General features: G+C 62.5%; 28 protein-coding genes. 15 read left to right on the top strand and 13 right to left on the bottom strand.

Annotated elements, in window-relative coordinates; genetic code table 11:
• Positions 1-44: 44 nt before the first annotated feature.
• The 6 genes from N805_RS17545 to N805_RS17520 form a co-directional block, all read right to left on the bottom strand.
• Complete coding sequence (locus N805_RS17545; protein ID WP_024717623.1) at positions 45-1538, bottom strand: RNA polymerase factor sigma-54; 1494 nt, start codon at positions 1536-1538, stop codon at positions 45-47.
• A 176-nt stretch (positions 1539-1714) separates the two neighbouring features.
• Positions 1715-2440 (bottom strand): LPS export ABC transporter ATP-binding protein, encoded by a 726-nt coding sequence (gene lptB, locus N805_RS17540; RefSeq protein WP_003255132.1) that lies wholly within the window; start codon positions 2438-2440, stop codon positions 1715-1717.
• Entirely contained in the window at positions 2441-2965 is a 525-nt protein-coding gene (gene lptA, locus N805_RS17535) for a lipopolysaccharide transport periplasmic protein LptA (RefSeq protein ID WP_019471368.1), read from the bottom strand.
• The gene (lptC, locus tag N805_RS17530; protein WP_019471367.1) at positions 2952-3524 is read right to left on the bottom strand and encodes an LPS export ABC transporter periplasmic protein LptC; all 573 of its coding nucleotides are present in this window, start codon (positions 3522-3524) and stop codon (positions 2952-2954) included. Before lptC ends, lptA begins: the two co-directional genes overlap by 14 nt.
• 8 nt (positions 3525-3532) lie before the next feature.
• Positions 3533-4057, bottom strand: coding sequence for a KdsC family phosphatase (locus tag N805_RS17525; protein WP_019471366.1), 525 nt, complete (start codon positions 4055-4057; stop codon positions 3533-3535).
• Between the two features lie 11 nt (positions 4058-4068).
• Positions 4069-5043 carry a KpsF/GutQ family sugar-phosphate isomerase gene (locus N805_RS17520; RefSeq protein WP_019471365.1) on the bottom strand — a complete coding sequence of 325 codons (975 nt, stop codon included), beginning with the start codon at positions 5041-5043 and terminating at the stop codon, positions 4069-4071.
• A 247-nt stretch (positions 5044-5290) separates the two neighbouring features.
• Here N805_RS17520 and N805_RS17515 point away from each other — a divergent pair, with 247 nt between their 5' ends.
• From N805_RS17515 to hisC, 10 genes are all read left to right on the top strand, one after another.
• Positions 5291-6100 (top strand): ATP-binding cassette domain-containing protein, encoded by an 810-nt coding sequence (locus tag N805_RS17515; RefSeq protein ID WP_019471364.1) that lies wholly within the window; start codon positions 5291-5293, stop codon positions 6098-6100.
• Positions 6100-6897, top strand: a complete 798-nt coding sequence (mlaE, locus tag N805_RS17510; RefSeq protein WP_012270663.1) for a lipid asymmetry maintenance ABC transporter permease subunit MlaE — start codon at positions 6100-6102, stop codon at positions 6895-6897. The genes N805_RS17515 and mlaE overlap by 1 nt, the downstream gene beginning before the upstream one ends.
• Positions 6897-7382: an outer membrane lipid asymmetry maintenance protein MlaD gene (gene mlaD, locus N805_RS17505; RefSeq protein ID WP_010952152.1), complete on the top strand. Its 486-nt coding sequence runs from the start codon at positions 6897-6899 to the stop codon at positions 7380-7382. The genes mlaE and mlaD overlap by 1 nt, the downstream gene beginning before the upstream one ends.
• A 9-nt stretch (positions 7383-7391) precedes the next feature.
• Positions 7392-8039 carry an MlaC/ttg2D family ABC transporter substrate-binding protein gene (locus tag N805_RS17500; protein WP_019471363.1) on the top strand — a complete coding sequence of 216 codons (648 nt, stop codon included), beginning with the start codon at positions 7392-7394 and terminating at the stop codon, positions 8037-8039.
• Positions 8036-8338, top strand: a complete 303-nt coding sequence (locus N805_RS17495; protein ID WP_019471362.1) for an STAS domain-containing protein — start codon at positions 8036-8038, stop codon at positions 8336-8338. Before N805_RS17500 ends, N805_RS17495 begins: the two co-directional genes overlap by 4 nt.
• Before the next feature lie 117 nt (positions 8339-8455).
• The gene (locus tag N805_RS17490; protein WP_019471361.1) at positions 8456-8695 is read left to right on the top strand and encodes a BolA family protein; all 240 of its coding nucleotides are present in this window, start codon (positions 8456-8458) and stop codon (positions 8693-8695) included.
• Between the two features lie 23 nt (positions 8696-8718).
• Complete coding sequence (murA, locus tag N805_RS17485; RefSeq protein WP_019471360.1) at positions 8719-9984, top strand: UDP-N-acetylglucosamine 1-carboxyvinyltransferase; 1266 nt, start codon at positions 8719-8721, stop codon at positions 9982-9984.
• Positions 9985-10075: 91 nt separating this feature from the next.
• A complete protein-coding gene (gene hisG / locus N805_RS17480) occupies positions 10076-10711 on the top strand; it encodes an ATP phosphoribosyltransferase (protein WP_019471359.1) in 636 nt (211 codons plus the stop codon).
• A gap of 127 nt (positions 10712-10838) precedes the next feature.
• Positions 10839-12164, top strand: a complete 1326-nt coding sequence (gene hisD, locus N805_RS17475; RefSeq protein WP_019471358.1) for a histidinol dehydrogenase — start codon at positions 10839-10841, stop codon at positions 12162-12164.
• Positions 12165-12166: 2 nt separating this feature from the next.
• Positions 12167-13213 (top strand): histidinol-phosphate transaminase, encoded by a 1047-nt coding sequence (gene hisC, locus N805_RS17470; RefSeq protein WP_019471357.1) that lies wholly within the window; start codon positions 12167-12169, stop codon positions 13211-13213.
• A 152-nt stretch (positions 13214-13365) separates the two neighbouring features.
• On the opposite strand, the gene N805_RS17465 is transcribed toward hisC, so the two are convergent.
• Positions 13366-14550, bottom strand: coding sequence for an alkaline phosphatase family protein (locus tag N805_RS17465; protein WP_019471356.1), 1185 nt, complete (start codon positions 14548-14550; stop codon positions 13366-13368).
• Positions 14551-14689: 139 nt separating this feature from the next.
• Between N805_RS17465 and N805_RS17460 the strand changes: the two genes are divergently transcribed.
• The 4 genes from N805_RS17460 (at position 14690) to N805_RS17445 (ending at position 17460) form a co-directional block, all read left to right on the top strand.
• Positions 14690-15340: a FadR/GntR family transcriptional regulator gene (locus tag N805_RS17460; protein WP_019471355.1), complete on the top strand. Its 651-nt coding sequence runs from the start codon at positions 14690-14692 to the stop codon at positions 15338-15340.
• A 13-nt stretch (positions 15341-15353) separates the two neighbouring features.
• On the top strand, positions 15354-16634 hold the full coding sequence (locus N805_RS17455) for a CynX/NimT family MFS transporter (protein ID WP_019471354.1): 1281 nt from the start codon (positions 15354-15356) through the stop codon (positions 16632-16634).
• A gap of 66 nt (positions 16635-16700) precedes the next feature.
• Entirely contained in the window at positions 16701-17177 is a 477-nt protein-coding gene (locus N805_RS17450; RefSeq protein ID WP_019471353.1) for a nuclear transport factor 2 family protein, read from the top strand.
• On the top strand, positions 17170-17460 hold the full coding sequence (locus tag N805_RS17445; protein WP_019471352.1) for a GIY-YIG nuclease family protein: 291 nt from the start codon (positions 17170-17172) through the stop codon (positions 17458-17460). The genes N805_RS17450 and N805_RS17445 overlap by 8 nt, the downstream gene beginning before the upstream one ends.
• Before the next feature lie 79 nt (positions 17461-17539).
• Here the strand turns inward: N805_RS17445 and yejK are convergent, their stop codons facing one another.
• Positions 17540-18547 carry a nucleoid-associated protein YejK gene (yejK, locus tag N805_RS17440; protein ID WP_019471351.1) on the bottom strand — a complete coding sequence of 336 codons (1008 nt, stop codon included), beginning with the start codon at positions 18545-18547 and terminating at the stop codon, positions 17540-17542.
• Between the two features lie 370 nt (positions 18548-18917).
• Here yejK and N805_RS17435 point away from each other — a divergent pair, with 370 nt between their 5' ends.
• Positions 18918-19199, top strand: coding sequence for an HU family DNA-binding protein (locus N805_RS17435; RefSeq protein WP_003255106.1), 282 nt, complete (start codon positions 18918-18920; stop codon positions 19197-19199).
• Between the two features lie 52 nt (positions 19200-19251).
• Here the strand turns inward: N805_RS17435 and rlmF are convergent, their stop codons facing one another.
• The 5 genes from rlmF to N805_RS17410 all read right to left on the bottom strand — a co-directional run bounded on the left by rlmF (position 19252) and on the right by N805_RS17410 (position 25773).
• Positions 19252-20202 (bottom strand): 23S rRNA (adenine(1618)-N(6))-methyltransferase RlmF, encoded by a 951-nt coding sequence (gene rlmF / locus N805_RS17430; protein WP_019471350.1) that lies wholly within the window; start codon positions 20200-20202, stop codon positions 19252-19254.
• Between the two features lie 163 nt (positions 20203-20365).
• A complete protein-coding gene (locus N805_RS17425; protein WP_028614168.1) occupies positions 20366-23212 on the bottom strand; it encodes a valine--tRNA ligase in 2847 nt (948 codons plus the stop codon).
• A 217-nt stretch (positions 23213-23429) separates the two neighbouring features.
• On the bottom strand, positions 23430-23795 hold the full coding sequence (locus N805_RS17420) for a hypothetical protein (RefSeq protein ID WP_019471766.1): 366 nt from the start codon (positions 23793-23795) through the stop codon (positions 23430-23432).
• A 5-nt stretch (positions 23796-23800) separates the two neighbouring features.
• A complete protein-coding gene (locus N805_RS17415; RefSeq protein ID WP_019471765.1) occupies positions 23801-24229 on the bottom strand; it encodes a DNA polymerase III subunit chi in 429 nt (142 codons plus the stop codon).
• 50 nt (positions 24230-24279) lie between these two features.
• Positions 24280-25773 carry a leucyl aminopeptidase gene (locus N805_RS17410; protein ID WP_019471764.1) on the bottom strand — a complete coding sequence of 498 codons (1494 nt, stop codon included), beginning with the start codon at positions 25771-25773 and terminating at the stop codon, positions 24280-24282.
• Between the last annotated feature and the right edge of the window lie 276 nt (positions 25774-26049).

Raw genomic sequence — 26049 nt, 5'->3', positions numbered from 1 at the left:
AGGTCTTGCACCTGCCCCACAAACGCTGTGGCACATCTCAGGGGCTACATCAGTCGCTTGCGCTCGCTCGACGGTGCGATGCCGAGGGACTCGCGGTACTTGGCGACGGTGCGACGGGCTACCTGGATGCCTTGTGCCTCCAGTAAACCAGCGATCTTGCTGTCACTCAATGGCTTTTTCTGATTTTCCGCTGCAACAAGTTTCTTGATGATCGCGCGGATCGCCGTGGACGAGCATTCTCCGCCTTCGGAGGTGCTGACGTGGCTGGAGAAAAAGTATTTCAGTTCGTAGATGCCACGCGGTGTATGCATGTATTTCTGCGTGGTAACCCGAGAGATGGTCGACTCGTGCATCCCCACCGCTTCGGCGATGTCGTGCAGCACCAGCGGTTTCATCGCCTCGTCACCATGGTCGAGGAAACCGCGCTGGTGCTCGACGATCTGCGTGGCAACCTTCATCAGCGTTTCGTTGCGGCTTTGCAGGCTCTTGATGAACCAGCGCGCTTCCTGCAACTGGTTGCGCATGAAGGTGTTGTCGGCACTGGTGTCGGCGCGGCGCACAAAGCCTGCGTATTGCGGGTTGACCCGCAGGCGCGGGATGGCTTCCTGGTTCAGCTCCACCAGCCAGCGGTCGCTGTCTTTGCGCACGATGACGTCGGGCACCACGTACTCGGGCTCGCTGGACTCGATCTGCGAACCTGGGCGCGGGTTGAGGCTTTGTACCAGCTCGATGACCTGGCGCAGCTCGTCTTCCTTGATTTTCATGCGCCGCATCAGCTGGCTGTAGTCACGGCTGCCGAGCAGGTCGATGAAATCGGTGACCAGGCGCTTGGCTTCGGTCATCCACGGGGTATTGGCAGGTAGCTGGCGCAGTTGCAGCAGCAGGCATTCACCCAGGTTGCGGGCGCCGACGCCGGCCGGTTCGAACTGCTGGATGCGGTGCAGCACCGCTTCGACCTCGTCCAGCTCGATATCCAGCTCCGGGTCGAAACCGGCGCAGATTTCCTCAAGGGTGTCTTCCAGGTAGCCCTGGCCGTTGATGCTGTCGATGAGGGTAACGGCGATCAGGCGGTCGGTGTCGGACATCGGCGCCAGGTTCAGTTGCCACAGCAGGTGGCTTTGCAGGCTTTCGCCGGCCGATGTGCGGGTGGTGAAGTCCCACTCGTCGTCATCGTTGCTCGGCAGGCTGCTGGCGCTGGTCTGGTAGATGTCTTCCCAGGCGGTGTCGACCGGAAGCTCGTTGGGGATGCGCTCGCCCCACTCACCGTCTTCCAGGTTGTCGGCACTGACGGTGCTTTCCTGGAAGCTGTTGTCCTGGGCTTCGGCTGCCGGCTTGTTCTCGGCGTTGTCCGCCATCGGGTCGCTGTTGTCGAAGTCCTCGCCGTCTTCCTGACGTTCGAGCATCGGGTTCGACTCCAGCGCTTCCTGGATTTCCTGTTGGAGGTCCAGGGTGGAAAGCTGGAGCAGACGGATGGCCTGTTGCAACTGAGGTGTCATCGTCAGTTGCTGGCCCATTTTTAGGACGAGCGATGGTTTCATGGCAGGGGCTTGGTACCTTGTTCGCCGGCGCGCACGCGCCATCCACTACACGAGGGCGCCTGGGCGCCAGATCAAGCAAGTTTTATGCCTTAAATTGTAGCGTTTGCCTAGAGCACCGTAACAACTTTACCCGCGGTTTCACGGCTATTTGCCAGTGCTCCAGGCGCATGCCGGGGTCAGAGCCGGAACTCGTGACCCAGGTAAACTTCTTTGACCAGGTCGTTGGCCAGGATGGTTTCGGCGTCGCCTTCGGCGATCAGCCGGCCATCATTGACGATATAGGCGGTTTCGCAGATATCCAGGGTCTCGCGCACGTTGTGGTCGGTGATCAGCACACCGATACCCTTGGCCTTGAGGTGGTGGATGATCTGCTTGATGTCGCCGACCGAGATCGGGTCGACACCGGCGAATGGTTCGTCCAGCAGGATGAACTTGGGTGCGGTCGCCAGGGCGCGGGCAATCTCGACGCGGCGGCGTTCACCACCGGACAGGCTCATGCCGAGGTTGTCGCGAATGTGGCTGATGTGGAACTCCTGCAGCAGGCTTTCCAGTTCCTTGCGGCGGCCGTCGCGGTCGAGGTCCTTGCGGGTCTCGAGGATGGCCATGATGTTGTCGGCCACCGACAGCTTGCGGAAGATCGAGGCTTCCTGCGGCAGGTAGCCGATACCAGCACGGGCGCGGCCGTGCATGGGCTGGTGACTGACATCGAGGTTGTCGATGAGCACGCGCCCCTGCTCGGCCTGGACCAGCCCGACAATCATGTAGAAGCAGGTGGTCTTGCCGGCGCCGTTGGGGCCGAGCAGGCCGACGATCTGGCCACTGTCGATCGACAGGCTGACATCACGTACGACCTGCCGCCCCTTGTAGCTCTTGGCCAGGTGCTGGGCTTTGAGGGTTGCCATTTACTCGGCCTTCTTCTTGGGCTGGATCACCATGTCGATACGCTGACGCGGTGTAGTCACGTTGCCACCACGACCGGCGGTCGCCACCTGGGTCTGGGTGTTGTAGACGATCTTCTCGCCTTCGGTGGTGTTGCCTTCGCTCTCGACCTTGGCGCGGTCAGTGAGAATCACCAGGTCTTTCAGTGCCTGGTACTGAATGGTCACGCCCCAGCCTTTCATCTTGTCTGGTTTGGCCGCGCTTTGTTGCTGCTCGAAGTAGGCCAGGTTGCCCACCGAAGTCACCACATCGATGTCGCCGGAAGCGGAGCGGGTGATGGTGACGGTGTTGCCTTTGATCATCATCGAGCCCTGAGTAATGACCACGTCGCCGGTGTAGGTGGCTACGCCTTGCTTGTCATCCAGGTGGGCCTGGTCGGCCTGGATGCGGATCGGCTGATCACGGTCATTTGGCAGTGCGAAGGCGCTCGCGCTTCCCAGTGCTGCGCTCAGGCTGAGCAAAAGGGGGAGGGTTTTAACGAGCCTCATACTGTCCTCTTACGTTAGAGAGCAGGTCCATCCTGCTTTCTTTCAAATACGCTTTCATTCCTTTGCCTGTAGTCGTGCCACCGGCGCCGTCGATTCTAACGGCTTGCTCGGTCTGCGCATATTGCTTCTGCGGGAACACCGTCATGCGTGAGCTGGTAATAATGGTTTCACGCTGTTTTTCGTCGGTGCGGGCAATCCGTACCTTGTCGATCAGTTCGACCTCGGTGCCGTCCGGGTTGACCTCGGCGCGGGTGCTCTGCACGTGCCACGGGTATTCGGTGCCGCGGTACAGGTGCAGGTCAGGCGTCGTCAACAACGTGATTTCGCTGGCCTTGAGGTGCTCGACCTTGTCGGCGGTCATTTCGTACTGCAGCTTGCCATCAGGCAGGAACTGCACACTGTGGGCGTTGATCGCATAGTAGTCGATGGCGCTTTCGTCGACCTGGGCCACTGGCTTGTCGAGGAAGCTTTCCGGGCTGACATTCCAGTAGCCGACCGCAGCCACCAGGGCGGCGATCACTGCTAGCAGCGCAATATTGCGGGCTTTCTTGCTGAACATGGGCAGCCTTACAGGTAATTGGCGTTGGCAGCGTCCAGGGTGCCCTGGGCCTGCATGATCAGTTCGCAAAATTCACGGGCAGCGCCTTCGCCGCCGCGTGCCTGGGTCACGCCATGGGCGTGCTGGCGAACAAACGGTGCGGCGTTGGCCACGGCCATGCCCAATGCTACCTGGCGAATGACCGGCAGGTCGGGCAGGTCATCGCCCAGGTAGGCCACTTGATCATAGCCTAGGCCCAGTTCGGCGAGCAGGCCGTCAAGCACGACCAATTTGTCCTCGCGGCCCTGGTACAGGTGCGGGATACCGAGGTTTTTCGCCCGGCGCTCGACCACAGGGGTTTTGCGCCCGCTGATGATCGCGGTGGTCACGCCCGAGGCCATGAGCATCTTGATGCCTTGGCCGTCGAGGGTGTTGAAGGCCTTGAACTCGCTGCCGTCTTCGAGGAAGTACAGGCGCCCGTCGGTGAGCACGCCGTCCACATCGAACACTGCCAGCTTGATGGCTTTGCCGCGTTGCATGAGGTCCTGGTTCATTCCATCGCTCCTTACATTACACCGGCGCGCAGCAGGTCGTGCATGTTCAGGGCACCGGTCGGGCGGTCCTCGCGGTCCACCACCACCAGTGCGTTGATCTTGTGGTCTTCCATGATCTTCAGGGCTTCGGCAGCGAGCATTTCGGCGCGGGCCGTTTTGCCGTGCACGGTCATGACCTGATCGATCAGGGTAGTGTGTACGTCGATGTTGCGGTCCAGGCTGCGGCGCAGGTCGCCGTCGGTGAAGATCCCGGCCAGCGTGCCGTCGGCTTCGACGATCACGGTCATGCCCAAACCTTTGCGGGACATTTCAAACAGCGCATCCTTGAGCAGGGTGCCGCGGGCTACCTGGGGTAGCTCGTCGCCGCTGTGCATCACGTTTTCGACCTTGAGCAACAGGCGACGGCCCAGTGCACCGCCCGGGTGCGAGAAGGCAAAGTCTTCGGCGGTGAAACCGCGGGCTTCGAGCAGGGCGATGGCCAGGCAGTCGCCCAGCACCAGCGATGCCGTGGTGGAGGAGGTGGGTGCGAGGTTCAGCGGGCAGGCCTCTTGCTCGACGCGGGCGTCGAGGTTGACCTCGGCGGCCTGGGCCAGGGGCGAGTCCGGGTTGCCGGTCAGGCTGACCAGCTTGATGCCCAGGCGCTTGATCAGTGGCAGCAGGGTGACGATTTCGGCTGTGCTGCCGGAGTTGGAAAGGGCAAGGATGACATCATCGCGGGTGATCATGCCCATGTCGCCATGGCTGGCTTCAGCCGGGTGCACGAAAAACGCCGGCGTACCGGTGCTGGCCAGGGTGGCGGCGATCTTGTTGCCGATATGCCCGGACTTGCCCATGCCGACCACGACCACCCGGCCCTTGCTGGCCAGGATCAGTTCGCAGGCGTTGACGAAACTGTCGTCGATGCGCGCCAGCAGGCCCTCTACGGCCTCGAGTTCCAGGCGTAAAGTGCGTTGGGCGGATTGGATCAGCTCGCTGGATTGGCTCATGTCGAGTAATCAATGCATGATGAAAAGGTCGCGATTATACGCGTAATGACGAAAACCCTCACCCTTCGATTGCTGTAGCCAATGTCATCAAAGCCTGTCACAGGGCTGAACGACTGCTTGTCCGGCCTTGGGGCGGCGCCGTCAGCGGTGCTATAGTTCGCCGCGATTCGGCCTGCCGGGGGCGCTTGTGCCTTCCTGATGGAGGCCGGCGTCCACTAGGACGAGGCTGCACTAGCAAGGAGTCTAGATGAGTGTGGATAGCGCCTACGCGGTCGAGTTGAAGGGGCTTACCTTCAAACGCGGTTCGCGCAGCATTTTCAGCAACGTCGACATTCGCATCCCGCGCGGCAAGGTCACCGGCATCATGGGACCATCGGGTTGCGGCAAGACCACGTTGCTCCGCCTGATGGGTGCGCAACTGCGCCCCTCCGGTGGTGAGGTATGGGTTGCTGGCCAGAACCTGCCGACGCTGTCGCGCAGCGACCTGTTCGACGCCCGCAAACAGATGGGCGTGCTGTTTCAGAGCGGCGCGCTGTTCACCGACCTCGACGTGTTCGAGAACGTCGCATTCCCGCTGCGCGTGCACACCCAGCTGTCGGACGAAATGATCCGCGACATCGTGCTGATGAAGTTGCAGGCCGTGGGCCTGCGTGGTGCCATCGACCTGATGCCGGACGAGTTGTCCGGTGGCATGAAGCGCCGTGTGGCGCTGGCCCGGGCAATTGCCCTGGACCCACAGATCCTCATGTACGACGAACCGTTCGTCGGCCAGGACCCGATCGCCATGGGCGTACTGGTGCGCCTGATTCGCCTGCTCAACGATGCCTTGGGCATTACCAGCATCGTCGTTTCCCACGACCTGGCGGAAACCGCCAGCATCGCCGACTACATCTACGTGGTAGGCGACGGCCAGGTGCTGGGCCAGGGGACGCCCGACGAGCTGATGGGCTCGGACAACCCTCGCATTCGCCAGTTCATGAAGGGCGACCCGGACGGCCCGGTACCCTTCCACTTTCCTGCGCCTGACTACCGCGCCGACCTGCTGGGAGCGCGTTGATGCGCAGAAAATCCTTACTCGAACGTGTCCGCCTGCTGGGGCGTTCGGCAATCGACGTGCTGGCGGTACTGGGGCGCTCCTGCCTGTTCCTGTTCCATGCGCTGGTCGGCCGTGGCGGCATCGGCGGTGGCTTCCAGCTGCTGACCAAGCAGCTGTACTCGGTAGGCGTGCTGTCGCTGGCGATCGTTGTCGTGTCCGGGGTGTTCATCGGCATGGTGCTGGCGCTGCAGGGCTACAGCATCCTGACCAAGTACGGTTCGGAGCAGGCGGTGGGGCAGATGGTTGCCCTGACCCTGCTGCGTGAGCTCGGCCCGGTGGTAACGGCGTTGCTGTTCGCCGGCCGTGCAGGTTCCGCGCTGACCGCCGAAATCGGCAACATGAAGTCCACCGAGCAGCTGTCGAGCCTGGAAATGATCGGCGTCGACCCGCTCAAGTACATCGTCGCGCCGCGCCTGTGGGCCGGCTTCATCTCGCTGCCGCTGCTGGCGCTGATCTTCAGCGTGGTCGGTATCTGGGGCGGCTCGTGGGTGGCCGTGGACTGGCTGGGCGTCTACGAGGGCTCGTTCTGGGCCAACATGCAGAACAGTGTTTCTTTCACTGACGACGTGCTCAACGGGCTGGTCAAGAGCCTGGTGTTTGCCTTCGTCACAACCTGGATTGCCGTATTCCAGGGGTACGACTGTGAGCCCACCTCAGAGGGGATCAGCCGTGCCACCACCAAGACCGTGGTCTATGCCTCGTTGGCAGTGCTGGGTCTGGACTTTATTCTGACCGCCTTGATGTTTGGAGATTTCTGATGCAAAACCGCACCCTGGAAATCGGTGTCGGCCTGTTCCTCCTGGCCGGGATCCTGGCGCTGCTGCTGCTGGCCCTGCGTGTCAGCGGGCTGTCGGCCAGCCCGAGCAGCGATACCTATAAAGTTTATGCCTACTTCGACAATATCGCTGGTTTGACGGTCAGAGCTAAAGTGACCATGGCCGGTGTGACCATCGGCAAGGTTACCGCCATCGATCTGGACCGTGATTCCTACACCGGTCGGGTGACGCTGCAGCTGGACAAGTCGGTGGACAACCTGCCGACCGACTCCACTGCCTCGATCCTGACCGCCGGTTTGCTTGGCGAGAAGTACATCGGCATCAGCGTGGGCGGTGAAGACGAAGTGCTCAAGGACGGGGCGACCATCCACGACACCCAGTCGGCACTGGTGCTGGAAGATCTGATTGGCAAGTTCCTGCTCAACTCTGTTGGCAAGGAACCGAAAGAAGCGCAACCGGCTAATTAAGGAGTTTCCATGATTTCGATCCTGCGACGTGGCTTGCTGGTCCTGCTGGCGGCCTTCCCCTTGCTGACCATGGCTGCGCAGACACCGCACGATGTGGTCCAGGGCACCACCAATGAACTGCTCGGCGACCTCAAGGCCAACAAGGAGCAGTACAAGTCCAACCCCAACGCCTTCTATGAATCGCTGAACCGCATTCTTGGGCCGGTGGTGGACGCAGACGGTATTTCCCGCAGCATCATGACCGTCAAGTACTCGCGCAAGGCCACCCCGGAGCAGATGCAGCGCTTCCAGGAAAACTTCAAGCGCAGCCTGATGCAGTTCTATGGCAACGCGCTGCTCGAATACAACAACCAGGGCATTGTCGTCGACCCGGCCAAGGCCGATGACGGCAAGCGCGCCAGCGTCGGCATGAAGGTCACCGGCAACAACGGTGCCGTGTACCCGGTGCAATACACCCTGGAAAACATCGGTGGCGAGTGGAAGGTACGTAACGTCATTGTCAACGGTATCAACATCGGCAAGCTGTTCCGTGACCAGTTCGCCGATGCCATGCAGCGCAACGGCAACAACCTGGACAAGACCATCGACGGCTGGGCCGGCGAAGTGGCCAAGGCCAAGCAGGCAGCCGACAGCTCTCCGGAGAAGACCGTCAAATGAGTGATGCTGCTGTGAGCATGGCCGAGCCGGGCGTGCTGCGCCTGGCCGGGGTGCTGGACTACCGCAGCGGCCCGGCCCTGCGCAAGCAAGGCAAGGCGCTGATCGACGGTTCGCGCGAGCCACGCCTGGTGCTGGATTGCTCGGCTGTCGAAAAGTCGTCGAGCGTCGGCCTGTCGCTGTTGCTGGCGTACATTCGCGATGCTCAGGCTACCGGCAAGGCGTGCGAAGTGCGTGGCATGCCCGAAGACATGCGGGAAATTGCCGAGGTCTATGACCTTGATGAAGTGCTGGCAACCTGATGGCCCGGCACGGATGATGGCCCCTCGGTCAGCGAAGCCCTCGTTGGGCTTCGCAGGCGAGGGGCTTTTTTGTATGATGGCCGACCCGTGCGCATCGGGCGCCGATTGAGGTTGAGCATGCAGGCCCTAGAAGTTAAAAGCTTCCTTGAAGAGAAATTGCCCGGTTCCCGGGTCGAAGTTGAAGGCGAAGGCTGCAACTTCCAGTTGAACGTGATCAGCGACGAGTTGGCTGGCCTGAGCCCGGTCAAACGTCAGCAGGCGATCTATGCTCACCTGAACCCGTGGATCGCCAATGGCAGCATCCATGCGGTAACCATGAAATTTTTCAGCAGCGCAGCCTGGGCTGAGCGCACCTGAGCCAACTTGGCGGCGAGACTCCAATGGACAAACTGATTATTACTGGCGGCGCTCGCCTTGACGGCGAGATCCGCATTTCGGGCGCGAAGAACGCAGCCCTGCCGATTCTGGCGGCGACCCTGCTGGCCGATGGCCCGGTCACCGTGGGCAACCTGCCACACCTGCACGACATCACCACCATGATCGAGCTGTTCGGCCGCATGGGCATCGAGCCTGTGATCGACGAAAAGCTGTCGGTGGAAATCGACCCGCGCACCATCAAGACCCTGGTCGCGCCTTACGAGCTGGTCAAGACCATGCGCGCCTCGATCCTGGTACTGGGCCCGATGGTCGCACGTTTCGGCGAAGCCGAAGTGGCCCTGCCCGGCGGTTGCGCCATCGGTTCGCGCCCGGTCGACCTGCACATCCGTGGCCTCGAGGCCATGGGCGCGAAGATCGAAGTGGAAGGTGGCTACATCAAGGCCAAGGCGCCTGAAGGTGGCCTGCGCGGCGCGCACTTCTTCTTCGACACCGTCAGCGTGACCGGTACCGAGAACATCATGATGGCCGCTGCCCTGGCCAAGGGGCGCAGCGTGTTGCAGAACGCCGCGCGCGAACCTGAAGTGGTCGACCTGGCCAACTTCATCAATGCCATGGGCGGCAACGTCCAGGGCGCCGGTACCGACACCATCACCATCGATGGCGTCGAGCGCCTGCACTCGGCCAGCTACCGCGTGATGCCGGACCGCATCGAGACCGGTACCTACCTGGTTGCTGCTGCCGTGACCGGTGGCCGCGTCAAGGTCAAGGACACCGACCCGACCATCCTTGAAGCCGTGCTGGAAAAACTCAAGGAAGCCGGTGCCGACATCAACACCGGCGACGACTGGATCGAGCTGGACATGCATGGCAAGCGGCCAAAGGCCGTCAACCTGCGTACCGCCCCGTACCCGGCGTTCCCGACCGACATGCAGGCGCAGTTCATTTCCCTGAACGCCATTGCCGAAGGCACTGGCGCGGTGATCGAGACCATCTTCGAAAACCGCTTCATGCACGTTTACGAAATGCACCGCATGGGCGCGCAGATCCAGGTCGAAGGCAACACTGCCATCGTCACTGGCGTGAAGTCGCTCAAAGGCGCCCCAGTGATGGCCACCGACCTGCGTGCATCCGCCAGCCTGGTGCTGTCGGCGCTGGTTGCCGAAGGCGATACCCTGATCGACCGCATCTACCACATCGACCGTGGTTACGAGTGCATCGAAGAGAAACTGCAGATGCTCGGCGCGAAAATCCGCCGCGTACCGGGCTAACCGCCCGCAGGTGCAAGGATGCACCTTTCGAATTGAATGCGGCCAGGTCGATGACCTGGCCGGCAGCAGCCGCTTAAGGACCGACGTTCCAATGTTGACCATCGCGCTTTCCAAAGGCCGTATTCTCGACGATACCCTGCCGTTGCTGGCCGAGGCCGGTATCGTGCCGACCGAGAACCCGGACAAGAGCCGCAAACTGATCATCCCCACCACGCAGGACGATGTGCGCCTGCTGATCGTGCGTGCCACCGACGTGCCGACCTATGTCGAGCATGGTGCCGCCGACCTGGGTGTGGCCGGCAAGGACGTGCTGATGGAGTACGGCGGCCAGGGTATGTACGAACCCCTGGACCTGCAGATTGCCCAGTGCAAGCTGATGACTGCCGGTGTGGTCGGCGCGCCCGAGCCCAAAGGCCGCCTGCGCGTGGCCACCAAGTTCGTCAACGTAGCCAAGCGCTACTATGCCGAACAGGGCCGTCAGGTTGACATCATCAAGCTGTATGGTTCGATGGAACTGGCACCGCTGATCAACCTCGCCGACAAGATCATCGACGTGGTCGACACCGGCAACACCCTGCGTGCCAACGGCCTGGAGCCCCAGGACCTGATCGCCACGATCAGCTCGCGCCTGGTGGTCAACAAGGCCTCCATGAAAATGCAGCACGCCCGTATCCAGAGCCTGATCGACACGCTGCGCGAAGCGGTCGAATCGCGACACCGCGGCTGACTCCCTGCGCGCGACCTTCGCTGTCGCGCCCGTCTATCCGCGTCATAGCCACTTTTCTCGGGTGCCCGCGCGGATGGACTGGTAGCCTAGGGCGCCTGAGCATTCGCTAATAATCGAGGCCCTCGCCATGACCGTGTCCACTGCAATTGCCCGTCTCAACGCTGCCGATCCGGATTTCGCCCGACATCTGGATCATCTGCTGAGCTGGGAAAGTGTGTCCGATGACGCGGTCAACCAGCGCGTGCTCGACATTATCAAGGGCGTGCGCGAGCGCGGCGATGCGGCACTGGTGGAGTTCACCCAGCGTTTCGACGGCGTTGCTGCCAACAGCATCGATGACCTGATTCTTGGTCGCGAGCGCCTTGAGCTGGCCCTGACCCGCATTACCCCGGCCCAGCGCGAAGCCCTGGAAAAGGCCGCCAACCGTGTGCGCATCTACCACGAACGGCAGAAGCAGGACTCCTGGCAGTACACCGAGGCCGACGGCACGGTGCTGGGCCAGAAGGTAACCCCGCTGGACCGTGCTGGCCTGTATGTGCCGGGCGGGAAGGCGTCGTACCCGTCGTCGGTGCTGATGAACGCCATTCCGGCCAAGGTTGCCGGCGTGGCCGAAGTGGTGATGGTGGTGCCAACCCCGCGTGGTGAGGTCAACGAACTGGTGCTGGCTGCCGCCTGCATCGCCGGTGTGGACCGCGTGTTCACCGTCGGGGGCGCCCAGGCTGTCGCTGCGCTGGCCTACGGCACCGAAAGCGTGCCGCAGGTGGACAAGATCGTCGGCCCGGGCAACATCTACGTGGCCACCGCCAAACGCCACGTGTTCGGCCAGGTAGGCATCGACATGATCGCCGGGCCGTCGGAAATCCTCGTGGTATGCGACGGCCAGACCGACCCGGACTGGATCGCCATGGACCTGTTCTCCCAGGCCGAGCACGACGAAGACGCCCAGGCCATTCTGGTCAGCCCTGATGCCGCGTTCCTCGACCGCGTTGCCGCCAGCATCGGCAAGCTGCTGCCAACCATGGAGCGTGCCGAGATCATCGAGAAGTCGATCAATGGCCGTGGTGCACTGATCCAGGTGCGTGACATGCAACAGGCCATGGAAGTGGCCAACCGCATCGCCCCGGAACACCTGGAGCTGTCGGTGGCCGACCCACAAGCCTGGCTGCCGCACATTCGCCATGCTGGCGCGATTTTCATGGGCCGCCACACCAGCGAAGCGCTGGGCGATTACTGCGCCGGCCCCAACCACGTGCTGCCTACCTCCGGCACCGCGCGTTTCTCGTCGCCGCTGGGGGTGTATGACTTCCAGAAGCGTTCGTCGATCATCTTCTGCTCCGAGCAGGGCGCGTCCGAGCTGGGTCATACCGCTTCGGTCCTGGCCCGTGGCGAGTCGCTGACCGCCCACGCGCGCAGTGCTGAATACCGTATCCTGACCCAAGAGAAGGGGAACTGAGCATGAGTCGATTCTGGAGCCCCTTCGTCAAGGACCTGGTGCCTTACGTGCCGGGCGAGCAACCCAAGCTGGCCCGTCTGGTCAAGCTCAACACCAATGAAAACCCCTACGGCCCGTCGCCCAAGGCGCTGGAGGCCATGCGTGGCGAGCTGAACGACAACCTGCGCCTGTACCCGGATCCGAACGGCGACCGGCTGAAGCAGGCGGTTGCCGAGTACTACGGCGTGACCCCGGCGCAAGTGTTTGTCGGCAACGGCTCGGACGAGGTGCTGGCGCACATCTTCCATGGCCTGTTCCAGCACGATGCGCCGTTGCTGTTCCCGGACATCAGCTACAGCTTCTACCCGGTCTATTGCGGGCTGTACGGTATTGCCTTCGAGCAGGTGGCGCTGGATGAGCAGTTCCAGATTCGCATCGAGGACTACAGCAAGCCCAACGCCGGCATCATCTTCCCCAACCCCAACGCGCCCACTGGCTGCCTGATGCCGCTGCAGGCGGTGGAGCAGTTGCTGCAGGCCAACCGTGACTCGGTGGTGGTGGTCGATGAGGCCTACATTGATTTCGGTGGCGAGACGGCCATCAGCCTGGTGGACCGCTACGACAATCTGCTGGTGACCCAGACTCTGTCGAAGTCGCGCTCGCTGGCCGGCCTGCGCGTTGGTCTGGCGGTCGGGCACCCGGACCTGATCGAGGCGCTGGAGCGGATCAAGAACAGCTTCAACTCCTATCCGCTGGACCGTGCAGCGATCGTTGGCGCAGCGGTAGCGTTTGAAGACCGCGAGTACTTCGAGGAAACCTGCCGCAAGGTGATCGACAGCCGCGAAGTGTTGGTCGGGCAGCTTGAGGCCAAGGGCTTCGAGGTACTGCCCTCGGCCGCCAACTTCATCTTCGCTCGCCACCCGCAGCAGGATGCCGGCGAGCTGGCTGCACGTCTGCGCGAGCAAGGTGTGATCGTGCGCCACTTCAAGCAGCCACGCATTGCCCAGTTCCTGCGTATTACCATCGGCACGCCAGAGATGAACCAGGCGCTGCTCGATGCGTTGAACTGACAAGGTTAGTAGCCCTGCGCTGCCACGGGGCAACCGCTAACTCTTTGATTTAGCAGGGCCCTGTGGGAGCGGGCTTGTCCCGCGAACACCGGCAAAGCCGGTGCCAGGCACCGCGTGCTCCCATTCGTTGCGCAAGCCCGCTCCCACAGCATCTAATAGCTACTCTCTTCGATCACAAAAGCCTTGGCCTCCGGCCGGTTGCGCACCGCCGCCGGGGTGCCATCAAACACCAGCACGTAATCGTTCTGCTGCCCCATTCCCTGTGGATCAGTCCATTGCCCGTCGCTAGCCGTAACCTGGGCAACCACATGCCCGTTCTTGATAATCGTCAGATAGCCATTGGCGTTGCTGTTCCAGCGCAGCCGGCTTTTGCTCTCATCGGCCCGAGCCTTGCGTACACCGGTCTTGCCCAGTAAAGGTGTGCCGTCCAGTAGCCATTCCGGCTGCAGCTTGAGGCCCATGTGGCGCAGCACCGTGGGCGCTACCGAGGTCTGTGCGGGTAGCCCGTACAGGTTGTTGGGCCCGGGCATTTCCGCAGGAATACTCGGAGTGGTCAGCTCCTGATTCAACGGCTTGTTGCTGGCGATGAAGATGCTCTTTTCCTGCTCCGAAGCGCTGCCATGGCCTTTCCCCCAATAATCCCGACCGTGGTCGGTGCTGACGACTACCAGCCAGTCTTCCTGCGGGAACATCCGACGTCGCTTATCTACCTTGTCCAATAACCGCCCGATCTGGCTGTCGGCATTGCGCAATGCCTGCTGATAGTGCTCGCCGTGACCCTTGTCATGGCCGATCTGGTCAGGTTCGTCCAGTTGAATAAAGGTGAAGTCTGCGGGTGTGTTGCCCAGGACATGCAGCGTTCGCTCGATCACTTGTTCATCCGACAAACCACTTTCGCGTACGTCGGCGCCATGGGCGTCCTCCAGCAAGAATGCCGTGTTGATGGGGGACCAGTTGACGATGCTGGAGAGGTAGGCATTGGGGAAGGCTTGGCGTAGCCGCTTGAACAGACTGGGGAACGCCGGGTTTATGCGTTGCGAGTCGGCGTCAGAGTCAACGCCATGCTTGTTGCTCCACACGCCCGTCAGCAAGGTGGCCCAGCCGGGGCCGCTCAGGGTGGGTTGCTCGCTGGATTTGCCACTGATCCCCCCCGTGTACGCCTTGCCGTAGTACAGCCGTTGTTTCAGGTTGGTGGCGTCGCCCAACTGCAGGTATTGCTCCAACTGCACACCGTCGAGCCCGATGAACAAGGCTTTGGGGCGGCTCGGGTGTTTGGCCGGATCGCAACCTGGCAGCATGGCCAGAAACAGCAGTAACAGCAGGCTCGCTAGTCGCATGTAAATACATCCTTGAAAGTACGCCACGAGCGTTGCAACAAAGGGTTTTGTTCACAACTGGCAGAAATACCAGGTGGTTTGCGGGGTTGCCCGGTATCCCGTAAGCTGTGCGAATTCATCGGATGATTGGTTGAGTGAGATGAGTGCCGAGTTAACCAAGCGTTCTCTGGTTGAGCTGGCCGTGGAGCGCATGCGCGAGCGCATCGTGATGGGCGATTGGCAAGTCGGCCAGCGTTTGCCGACCGAGCCGGAGCTGGCCCTTCAACTGGGCATCAGCCGCAACACCGTGCGTGAGGCCATGCGCGTGCTGGCCTTCAGTGGCCTCGTGGAAGTTCGCCAAGGCGACGGCAGTTACCTGCGCACGGCGCAAGACCCCTTGCAGGCGGTGCAGGCAATGTCCCGTTGCAGCCCGGAGCAGGCCCGTGAAACCCGCCACATCCTGGAAGCCGAGGCCATCGGCCTGGCGGCGTTGCGCCGTACCGATGCCGACCTGCAAGCGCTGCGCGATGCCCTGGTCGGCAGTGCCGGGCACTTCCACGGGGATGTCGATGCCTATGTAGCGTGTGACCTGGTGTTTCACCAGCGGCTGGTCGATGCCGCCCACAACCCGGCATTAAGCGAGCTGTACCGGTACTTTTCCGGTGTGGTGGCTGCCGCCCTGCAGCACAACATGGCGACCGTGCCGCGTTGCCAGGCCACGTTCGATCTGCATGGGCAAATCCTCGACGCCATCGAACAACGTGATGCGGAACGGGCCAAGCGCCTGAGCCGTACCCTCATCGAATCCTGACTCCGAGAAGGCCATGGCTGAATCCATTACCCGTAACACCCCGCGCAACGAGCGGGACCTTGATGAGCTGCTGATCGACGCTGAAGCTGACGACGAGCAGGTTCAGCAACAGCCTATGGTGTTGCGGCGGCCCTGGCTATTGTTGCTTGGCCTGGTGCTGGTTGCATTGAACCTGCGCCCGGCGCTGTCGAGCATGGCTCCGGTGCTGGCGCAGGTGTCCGAGGGCCTGGGGCTGAATGCTTCGCAGGCTGGATTGCTGACCACCTTGCCCGTGCTCTGCCTTGGCCTGTTCGCACCCTTGGCGCCGGTGCTGGCGCGGCGCTTTGGCAGCGAGCGGGTGGTGCTAGGCATCCTCCTCACCCTGGCGCTTGGCATCGTGGTACGCAGCACCTTTGGGGCTATCGGGGTGTTCCTCGGCAGCCTGATGGCGGGGGCCAGCATCGGCATCATCGGCGTGCTGTTGCCTGGCATCGTCAAACGCGACTTTCCACAGCACGCGGGCACGTTGACTGGCGTGTACACCATGGCGCTGTGCCTGGGGGCTGCCATGGCGGCAGGGGCGACTGTGCCTTTGGCCCAGCATTTCGGGGGTAGCTGGACAGTGGGGCTGGGCTTCTGGGTGCTGCCGGCGTTGCTGGCCATGTTGGTGTGGCTGCCGCAGGCCCGGCAGGGGCATGGCCTGCACAAGGTGGCCTATCGCGTGCGTGGCCTGTGGCGTGACCCGTTGGCCTGGCAGGTGACCCTGTACATGGGCCTGCAGTCGTCGCTGGCTTACATCGTGTTCGGTTGGTTGCCATCGATCCTCATCGGCCGCGGCCTGAGCCCGACCGAGGCGGGCCTGGTATTGTCGGGGTCGGTGATCGTGCAACTGGTCAGCTCGCTCAGTGCGCCTTGGCTGGCCACCCGTGGCAAGGACCAGCGGCTGGCGATCGTGCTGGTCATGCTGATTACCCTGGCTGGCCTGTTCGGTTGCCTGTATGCACCGTTGTCCGGGCTGTGGGCATGGGCTGTGGTACTGGGTCTGGGGCAGGGCGGCACCTTTGCCCTGGCGCTGACCTTGATCGTGCTGCGCTCGAAAGATGCCCATGTGGCGGCGAACCTGTCGAGCATGGCCCAGGGGGTGGGTTACACCCTGGCGTCGATGGGGCCGTTTGCGGTGGGCCTGGTGCATGACCTGACCGGGGGCTGGGCAGCAGTGGGGTGGATCTTTGCTGTGCTGGGTATTGGCGCCATCGTGTTCGGGCTGGGTGCCGGGCGGGCTTTGCATGTGCAGGTGACCAGCGAGAAGGTCTGAGTCTACTGGCGTAAGCCGTCGGGGCAGATTATCGTGCTGCTTTCCAGCCCAGGACGGACCTGCCCCATGAGTGACGCCAACCGCGACCTGATCACCCGTTTCTACCAGGCCTTCCAGCGCCTGGACGCCGAGGCTATGGTGGCCTGCTACAGCGACGATATCGTTTTCAGCGACCCGGTTTTCGGCACCCTGCGCGGCAAGGATGCAGGGGACATGTGGCGCATGCTCACCGCCCGCGCCAAAGACTTCACCCTGGCATTCGACAGTGTGCGCGCCGACGAGCGCAGTGGCGGCGCGCACTGGGTGGCGACCTACCTGTTCAGCCAGACCGGCCGCGTTGTGGTCAACGACATCCAGGCACGGTTTGTCATTCGCGATGGGTTGATCTGCCAGCATGACGACACCTTCGACCTGTGGCGCTGGTCGCGCCAGGCTCTGGGTGTGCCGGGTATGTTGCTGGGCTGGTCGCCATTGGTGCAGAACAAGGTGCGCTTGCAGGCATTCAAGGGGTTGCGCGCATTCCAGCAGGCCCAGGGTGAGTGATGTCGTCGAAACGGTGGTTGGCAAACCCTGGTATGTCTACCTGGTAAGGGCTGCCAACGGCTCGTTGTACTGTGGCATCAGTGATGACCCGCAGCGTCGGTTTGCCGCGCATCAGAAAGGGCAGGGCGCGCGCTATTTCAAGACCAGCCCGGCGCAGGCGTTGGTGTATGTGGAGCAATGGCCCGACAAAGGCGAGGCCTTGCGCCAGGAGCGGTTGGTGAAGCGGCTGCGCAAGTCGGCCAAGGAGGCATTGGTGGCTTCCTATCGCACGGCTGCCCATTAAGGCCGCTCCTACAGGCGATTGCGGTTCTTGTAGGAGCGGCCTTGTGTCGCGATGGGCTGCAAAGCAGCCCCAAGGCCCCTCAATCCTTGCGCCGCTTCAGCTGGTCCACCAGCGTTGTAGGCAGGCCCTTGATGATCAGTGTGCCTGCCGCCTCGTCATACTCCACCTTGTCGCCCAGCAAGTGCGCCTCGAAGCTGATCGACAGCCCCTCGGCACGCCCGGTGAAGCGGCGGAACTGGTTGAGGGTGCGTTTGTCTGCCGGGATTTCCGGAGACAGACCGTAATCCTTGTTGCGGATATGGTCGTAGAACGCCTTGGGCCGGTCTTCGTCGATCAGGCTGGACAGCTCTTCCAGCGTCACCGGCTCGCCCAGCTTGGTCTGGGTGGTAGCGTACTCGACCAGGGTCTGGGTCTTTTCGCGGGCGGACTCTTCCGGCAGGTCTTCGCTCTCGACGAAGTCACTGAAGGCCTTGAGCAGGGTGCGGGTTTCGCCTGGGCCGTCGACACCTTCCTGGCAGCCGATGAAGTCGCGGAAATAGTCCGAGACCTTTTTGCCGTTCTTGCCCTTGATGAACGAAATGTACTGCTTGGAGCTTTTGTTGTTCTTCCATTCCGACAGGTTGATGCGCGCTGCCAGGTGCAGCTGGCCAAGGTCGAGGTGGCGCGAAGGCGTCACATCAAGCTCGGCGTTCACTGCCACGCCTTCGCTGTGGTGCAGCAGGGCAATCGCCAGATACTCGGTCATGCCTTGCTGGTAGTGGGCAAACAGGGTGTGGCCGCCGGTGGACAGGTTGGACTCTTCCATCAGCTTTTGCAGGTGCTCCACGGCCACACGGCTGAAGGCGGTGAAGTCCTTTTCCTCGTCGAGGTACTGCTTCAGCCAGCCACTCAGCGGATAGGCCCCCGACTCACCGTGGAAGAACCCCCAGGCCTTGCCCTGCTTGGCGTTGTAACTGTCGTTGAGGTCAGCCAGCAGGTTTTCGATGGCGTCGGAAGCCGCCAGCTCGGCGTCGCGGGCATGCAATACAGCGGGGCTGCCATCGGGCTTTTTGTCGATCAGGTGAACGATGCAATGACGGATTGGCATGGGATTCTCGGCGAGCTGCAAAAGGCGTCAAGTTTACCCTAGACACAAGGTGATGCAGTGGCCGTATGTTGGCAGATATGTCGGTTGTTCGTTTTTTGTTCAGTTTTGTGCGTTTTAGGCTAAAACCCCCGAAAAACCTGCATTAAATCGAAGTGCGCAGCGGATATTTATCCATTCCTGTGGTAGTTTTGCGCGGTCTTGCGCCCCTCGTGTGGCGCAGTGCTGGCAGCGTGCTGTCGTCGTGTCGAACCAAACGCCGATTTACGTATCTACATACGCGATTGGCGCGGCCCTCCACTGTAAGGGGCTGGCCCGATAACGTCGTAGTTCGCTGCATAACCATCGAATTTGATAGGGAAGGAACATCACCATGGCATTGACCAAAGACCAACTGATTGCCGACATCGCCGAATCGATCGCCGCGCCAAAAGCCACCGCTAAAAACGCTCTGGAGCAACTGGGCCAGATCGTTGCCGACCAGCTGGAAAACGGCGCTGAAATCACTCTGCCAGGCATCGGCAAGCTGAAAGTCTCCGAGCGTCCTGCCCGTACCGGCCGCAACCCTTCGACTGGCGCTGCCATCGAAATCGCTGCCAAGAAAGTCGTCAAGTTCGTTCCAGCCAAAGTGCTGACCGACGCCATCAACAAGTAATTGTTGAAGCGTTGACAAAAAACCGCGCCTGGCTTGCCCAGGCGCGGTTTTTTCATGCCTGGGTTTTACGCCGGGCATGCCAGGCCTGCCGCGCGGCCTGGTCCTGGAAACTCCAGGCGACCATGCGGCTCTGCTTCTGGCCCTGGCCCATTTCATTGATGCGCACCGCCTTCGCGCCTGCTTTGCGCAGCGCAGCCTCGATGCCTGGGAGGTTGCTGGCCTTGGATACCAGGCTGGTGAACCACAAGACCTGCTCGGCGTATTGCACGCTTTCGCCAACCAGTTGGGTGACAAAGCGGATTTCACCGCCTTCACACCACAGTTCATTGTTCTGGCCGCCGAAGTTCAGCACCGGCAACTTGCGCTTGGGGTCCTGCTTGCCAAGGTTCTTCCACTTGCGCTGGCTGCCTCGGGTGGCTTCCTCGCGCGAGGCATGGAAGGGCGGGTTGCACAGGGTCAGGTCGAAGCGGTCGTCGTCCTGCAGCAACCCGCTGAGGATATGCGTGCGGTTGGCCTGCTGGCGCAGGGCGATGGCCTTGCCCAGGCCATTGGCCTGGACGATGGCCTTGGCCGAGGCCAGGGCCACCGGGTCAATGTCCGAACCGAGGAAGCGCCAGCGGTAGTCGCTGTACCCCAACAGCGGGTAAATGCAGTTGGCGCCAACGCCGATGTCCAGCGCACGCACCTGGGCGCCCTTGGGGATCTCACCCGCATTGTCGTCGGCCAACAAGTCGGCGGCCACGTGGATGTAGTCGGCGCGGCCGGGAATGGGCGGGCACAGGTAGTCGGCGGGAATGTCCCAGTGCTGGATGCCGTACTGGGCCTTGAGCAGGGCACGGTTGAACACCCGCACGGCTTCGGGGTTGGCGAAGTCGATGCTGGGTTTGCCATGGGGGTTGGTGATGGTGAAGCGGGCCAGGTCAGGGTGGGCCTTGATCAGGCTGGGGAAGTCGTAACGGCCCTGGTGGCGGTTGCGCGGGTGCAGGGTGGGTTTTTCAGTCATGGTCGGATCCGGTGTTGCAGGCCGTGGGGCTGCTTTGCAGCCCTTTCGCGACACAAGGCCGCTCCTACAGGATAGCGGCGCCCTCCAAACCGGCGCCGTCCCTGTAGGAGCGGCCTTGTGTCGCGAGAGGGCCGCAAAGCGGCCCCAGCGGTCTATCAGATTGTTACAGCGCTGCAATCCGCGCATGCTGCTCGGTGAAGTTGGCCAGGGCCTGTTCGGACTCGGCCAGCTTGGCCCGTTCCTTCTCGATCACCGCAGGCGGTGCCTTGTCGACGAAGGCGGCGTTGGACAGCTTGCCGCCAACACGTTGCACTTCGCCTTGCAGGCGCTGGATTTCCTTGTTCAGGCGCGCCAGCTCGGCATCCTTGTCGATCAGGCCGGCCATTGGCACCAGCACTTGCAGGTCACCGACCAGGGCAGTGGCCGACAGCGGCGCTTCGTCGGCATCGCCGAGGACGGTGAACGACTCGACCTTGGCCAGCTTCTTCAGCAGCGCTTCGTTTTCGTGCAGGCGGCGCTGGTCGTCGGCGTTGGCGTTCTTCAGGAACAGCGGCAGCGGCTTGCCCGGGCCGATGTTCATCTCGGCGCGGATATTGCGCAGGCCGACCATCAGTTCCTTCAGCCACTCGATGTCGCCTTCGGCAGCCACGTCGATGCGGCTTTCATTGGCCACCGGCCACGCCTGCAGCATGATGGTCTTGCCTTCGATACCGGCCAGCGGCGCGATGCGCTGCCAGATTTCTTCGGTAATGAACGGCATGAACGGGTGCGCCAGGCGCAGCGCCACTTCCAGTACGCGCACCAGGGTGCGACGGGTGCCGCGGGCGCGCTCGACCGGGGCGTTTTCGTCCCACAGTACCGGCTTGGACAGCTCCAGGTACCAGTCGCAGTACTGGTTCCAGATGAACTCGTACAGTGCCTGGCTGGCCAGGTCGAAGCGGAACTGCTCCAGCTGGCGGGTCACTTCGGCTTCGGTGCGTTGCAGCTGCGAGATGATCCAGCGATCAGCCAGCGACAGTTCGTAGGCTTCGCCGTTCTGGCCGCAGTCTTCGCCTTTGTCCAGCACGTAGCGGGCGGCGTTCCAGATCTTGTTGCAGAAGTTGCGGTAGCCTTCGACGCGGCCCATGTCGAACTTGATGTCGCGGCCAGTGGAGGCCAGCGAGCAGAAGGTGAAGCGCAGGGCGTCGGTGCCGTAGCTGGCGATACCTTCGGGGAACTCGGCCTTGGTCTGCTTGGCGATCTTCTCGGCAAGCTTGGGCTGCATCATGCCGCTGGTGCGTTTTTCCAGCAGGGCGTCGAGGGTAATGCCGTCGACGATGTCCAGCGGGTCGAGGACGTTGCCCTTGGACTTGGACATCTTCTGGCCCTGGCCGTCACGCACCAGGCCGTGCACGTACACGGTCTTGAACGGGACTTGCGGGGTGCCGTCTTCGTTCTTGATCAGGTGCATGGTCAGCATGATCATGCGCGCAACCCAGAAGAAGATGATGTCGAAGCCGGTGACCAGCACATCGGTGGAGTGGAACTTCTTGAGGAACTCGGTCTGTTCCGGCCAGCCCAGGGTGGAGAAGGTCCACAGGCCTGAGCTGAACCAGGTGTCGAGTACGTCGTCGTCCTGGCGCAGGGCCACGTCGGCGCCCAGGTGGTGCTTGGCACGCACTTCGGCTTCGTCGCGGCCAACATAGACCTGGCCGGCCTCGTCGTACCACGCCGGGATGCGGTGGCCCCACCACAGCTGGCGGCTGATGCACCAGTCCTGGATGTCACGCATCCAGGAGAAGTACATGTTCTCGTACTGCTTGGGCACGAACTGGATGCGGCCATCTTCCACGGCAGCGATGGCAGGTTCTGCCAGCGGCTTGGTGGAGACGTACCACTGGTCGGTCAGCCACGGCTCGATGACGGTGCCCGAACGGTCGCCTTTCGGCACTTTCAGGGCGTGGTCGTCGATGCTCACCAGCAGGCCCTGGGCGTCCAGGTCGGCAACGATCTGCTTGCGCGCGACGAAGCGGTCGAGGTTGGCGTACTGGGCCGGCAGGCGGGTGTCGACCTGCTCGTTGACGCTGCCGTCGAGGTTGAAAGCCTGGGCGCTGGCCAGCACGAAGGCATTCTTGTCGAAGATGTTCAGCAGCGGCAGGTTGTGGCGCTTGCCGACTTCGTAGTCGTTGAAGTCGTGAGCCGGGGTGATCTTCACGCAGCCGGTACCGAACGCGGGGTCGCAGTAGTCGTCGGCGATGATCGGGATGCGGCGGCCAACCAGCGGCAGTTCGACGAATTTGCCGATCAGTGCCTGGTAGCGTTCGTCATTGGGGTTGACCGCAACGGCCGCGTCACCCAGCAGGGTTTCCGGGCGGGTGGTGGCAACCACCAGGTAGTCCAGGCCCTCGGCGGTCTTGGCGCCGTCGGCCAGCGGGTAGCGCAGGTTCCACAGGTGGCCCTTTTCGTCGTGGTTTTCCACTTCGAGGTCGGAGATGGCCGTGTGCAGCTTGGTGTCCCAGTTGACCAAGCGCTTGCCGCGGTAGATCAGGCCGTCTTCATGCAGGCGCACGAAAGCTTCCTTGACCGCTTCGGACAGGCCGTCGTCCATGGTGAAACGCTCGCGGCTCCAGTCTACCGACGAGCCCAGGCGGCGGATCTGGCGGCTGATATTACCGCCGGACTGGTCCTTCCATTCCCAGACCTTTTCCAGGAACTTTTCGCGGCCCAGGTCATGCCGGTTCTGGCCCTTGGCTTCGAGCTGGCGCTCGACCAGCATCTGGGTGGCGATACCGGCGTGGTCGGTACCTGGCTGCCACAGGGTGTCGCGGCCTTGCATGCGGCGGAAACGGATCAGGGCGTCCATGATCGCGTTGTTGAACCCGTGTCCCATGTGCAGGCTGCCGGTCACGTTCGGCGGCGGGATCATGATGGTGTAGGACTCGCCTGCACCTTGTGGGGCGAAATAGTTCTCGGACTCCCAGGTGTTGTACCAGGAAGTTTCGATGGCGTGCGGCTGGTAGGTCTTATCCATGCGCGGCGGGACCCTGTGCATTTATTCGGGAAAGCCGGGAAGTATAACCAAGCTGGGGGCCGCAAGCGACAGCTAGTCCTTTGTTGCGTGGGCTGGCCTCATCGCCGGCAAGCCAGCTCCTACAGGATGGGCGCTGGCTTCAGGCCTTGCGCAATACTTGTGGGAGCTGGCTTGCCGGCGATGAGGCCAGTGGCTATTTCAGAAGAGGTGGCTCCGATCACTCGGTACGCTTGATCAACCGCTCGATCCGCGCATCCAGCCGGCGCTTGATCTCGTTCTCGATATGCGGGGTAAAGTCGTTGATCACGTCCTGCATGATCATCTGCGCCGCGGCGCGCAGCTCGCTTTCGAGGTGCAGCAGGGTGTCCTGCCGGCGTGTCTGCGGGTCTTCCTCAGGCTGGACAGCGATCGGTTCGCCATTAGGTGCAGGGTTACCGGCAGGCTCTTCCAGCAGCAACGGGATCTGCTCCACCGTCTCGGTCAGCAGCGGCGGTTGCAGGTCGGCGTCGCCAAGCAGCTGGCGGATCGACTCGAGGTCATCGAGCAGATGGGCGGAGTCGGGCAAAGGGGAGGGCTTGTCCATCGTCGTCAAAGTCGCTGTAAGCGGTGGTCTTGCAGAGCATAGCCCTGTTCACGGTAGAAACGGAATCGCTCACGGGCTGATTGGCGGATACCAGGCTCTTCGACCACGATTTCGGCCACCCGCTCGAACTGGCCGACGAAGCCCGGCACGCCGGCCCCCAGGTTGATCAGCAGGCCGCGGTGCTCGCCTGCGTTGTCCGCCACGCCCAGGGCCACGTCGGCATCGGCATGCTGCTCTGCCAGGTCGTGGGGCACGAAGGCTTCGCCCTTGAAGCGCCACAAACGCAGGTCCAGCTCGCTGCGCTGTTCTTCATCCTGGCAATGCAGATAGACCCGGTGGCCGAGGCGCCAGGCCTTTTCGCACAGTTTGCAGGCGAAATCGAGCCGCGCCGACAGCGAGTCGGTGGGCAGGATGTAAAAGTCGACTTTGCTCATGGTGGTAATCGCCGGCCGGAGGTGCGCAAGGCACCACCGGCCTCACGGCGTCAGGCGCCAGCGCGGTCCAGCAGGTACTGGGTCAGCAGGGGTACCGGGCGGCCTGTGGCGCCTTTGTCCTTGCCGCCACTGATCCATGCGGTACCGGCGATGTCCATGTGCGCCCAGTTGTAGGCCTTGGCGAAGCGCGACAGGAAGCAGCCTGCGGTGATGGTGCCGGCCTTCGGCCCGCCGATGTTGCCCATGTCGGCGAACGGGCTGTCCAGCTGGTCCTGGTATTCATCGAACAGCGGCAACTGCCAGGCACGGTCGTCGGCGCGCTTGCCAGCGTCGAGCAACTGGCCAACCAGGTCGTCGTTGTTGCCCATCAGGCCGGTGGTGTGGCTGCCCAGGGCGACGATGCAGGCGCCGGTCAGGGTGGCGATGTCGATCACCGCCTGCGGCTTGAAGCGCTCGGCGTAGGTCAGGGTGTCGCACAGCACCAGGCGGCCTTCGGCGTCGGTGTTGAGGATTTCGACGGTCTGGCCGCTCATGGTGGTGACGATGTCGCCCGGGCGGGTGGCGCCGCCGCTTGGCATGTTCTCGGCACAGGCCAGCAGGCACACCAGGTTGACCGGCAGTTGCAGTTCGAGCACCGCACGCAGGGTGCCGAACACGCTGGCAGCACCGCACATGTCGTACTTCATTTCGTCCATGCCGGCGCCTGGCTTGAGGCTGATGCCGCCGGTATCGAAGGTGATGCCCTTGCCCACCAGCACAAACGGCTTGTCAGCCTTCTTGCCGCCCTGGTAGTTGAGCACGATCAGGCGCGGTGGCTGGTCGCTGCCCTGGCCCACGGCGTAGAACGCGCCCATGCCCAGGTCCTTGATCTTCTTCTCGTCCAGCACCTCGACCTTCAGCGCCTTGTGCGCCTTGCCCAGCTCCTTGGCCTGTTCGGCGAGGAAGCTTGGGTGGCACAGGTTAGGCGGCAGGTTGCCCAGGTCGCGGGTGAAGGCCATGCCGGTGGCAATGGCGCTGGCGTGCTTGACGGCGCGCTCGACCTCGGCCTGGCCGGCCTTGTCGGCCAGCAGGGTGACTTTTTTCAGGGCGCGTGGCTCGACCTTCTGGCTCTTGAAACGGTCGAACACGTACTCGCCGTCCAGCAGGGTTTCGGCCAGCAGGCGGTATTTGCCGTAGTGTGCATCGCGGTTGTTGACCGCAACATCGTCCAGGGCCAGCACGGCATCGGCGCCATTCAGGCCCTTGAGCACGCCAGCCACGCTGGCGACCAGTTTGCGCCAGGTGCGGTCGCCCAGGGCTTCGTCCTTGCCGCTGCCTACCAGCAGCACGCGCTCGGCTTTCAGGCCCTGCAGGTTCTGCAGCAGCAGGGTCTGGCCTGGCTTGCCAGCCAGGTCGCCGCGCTTGAGCACAGCGCTGATGGCACCTTCGCTGGCCAGGTCGACAGCCTTGGCAACGGCGCCAAGCTTGCGGCTTTCACCTACCGGAATGACCAGGGTGGCGGTTTTTACGGATGCAGCAGCTACGCTTTTTACAACCAGTTCCATGTCAGGGTCCCCGAATGATCGATACAAATGGCGCTGTGTGTTCCAGCGCTCTGGACGGGCCTGGCGGCGTAGTCGCGCGCCAGCGGAAAAGCTGCCAGTTTGAGCCTGCGGCAAGTGTGCTGACAACCCCGTTATGCGCCTTGATGCGCGGCCAAGTGACAGGCGCGGTCAATCACAGGATAATGCGCGCACTTTACATGGAGGTTCGCCTTTGGCGAACCGGCATTGGTCTTGGCTGTACTAAGTCATTGTTTGGCGCCATTGCATGGCAGTCCG

It is taken from the genome of Pseudomonas putida S13.1.2, from assembly GCF_000498395.2.
GTDB lineage: Bacteria > Pseudomonadota > Gammaproteobacteria > Pseudomonadales > Pseudomonadaceae > Aquipseudomonas > Aquipseudomonas putida_Q.
This window is presented reverse-complemented; position numbering and strand designations above follow the sequence as displayed.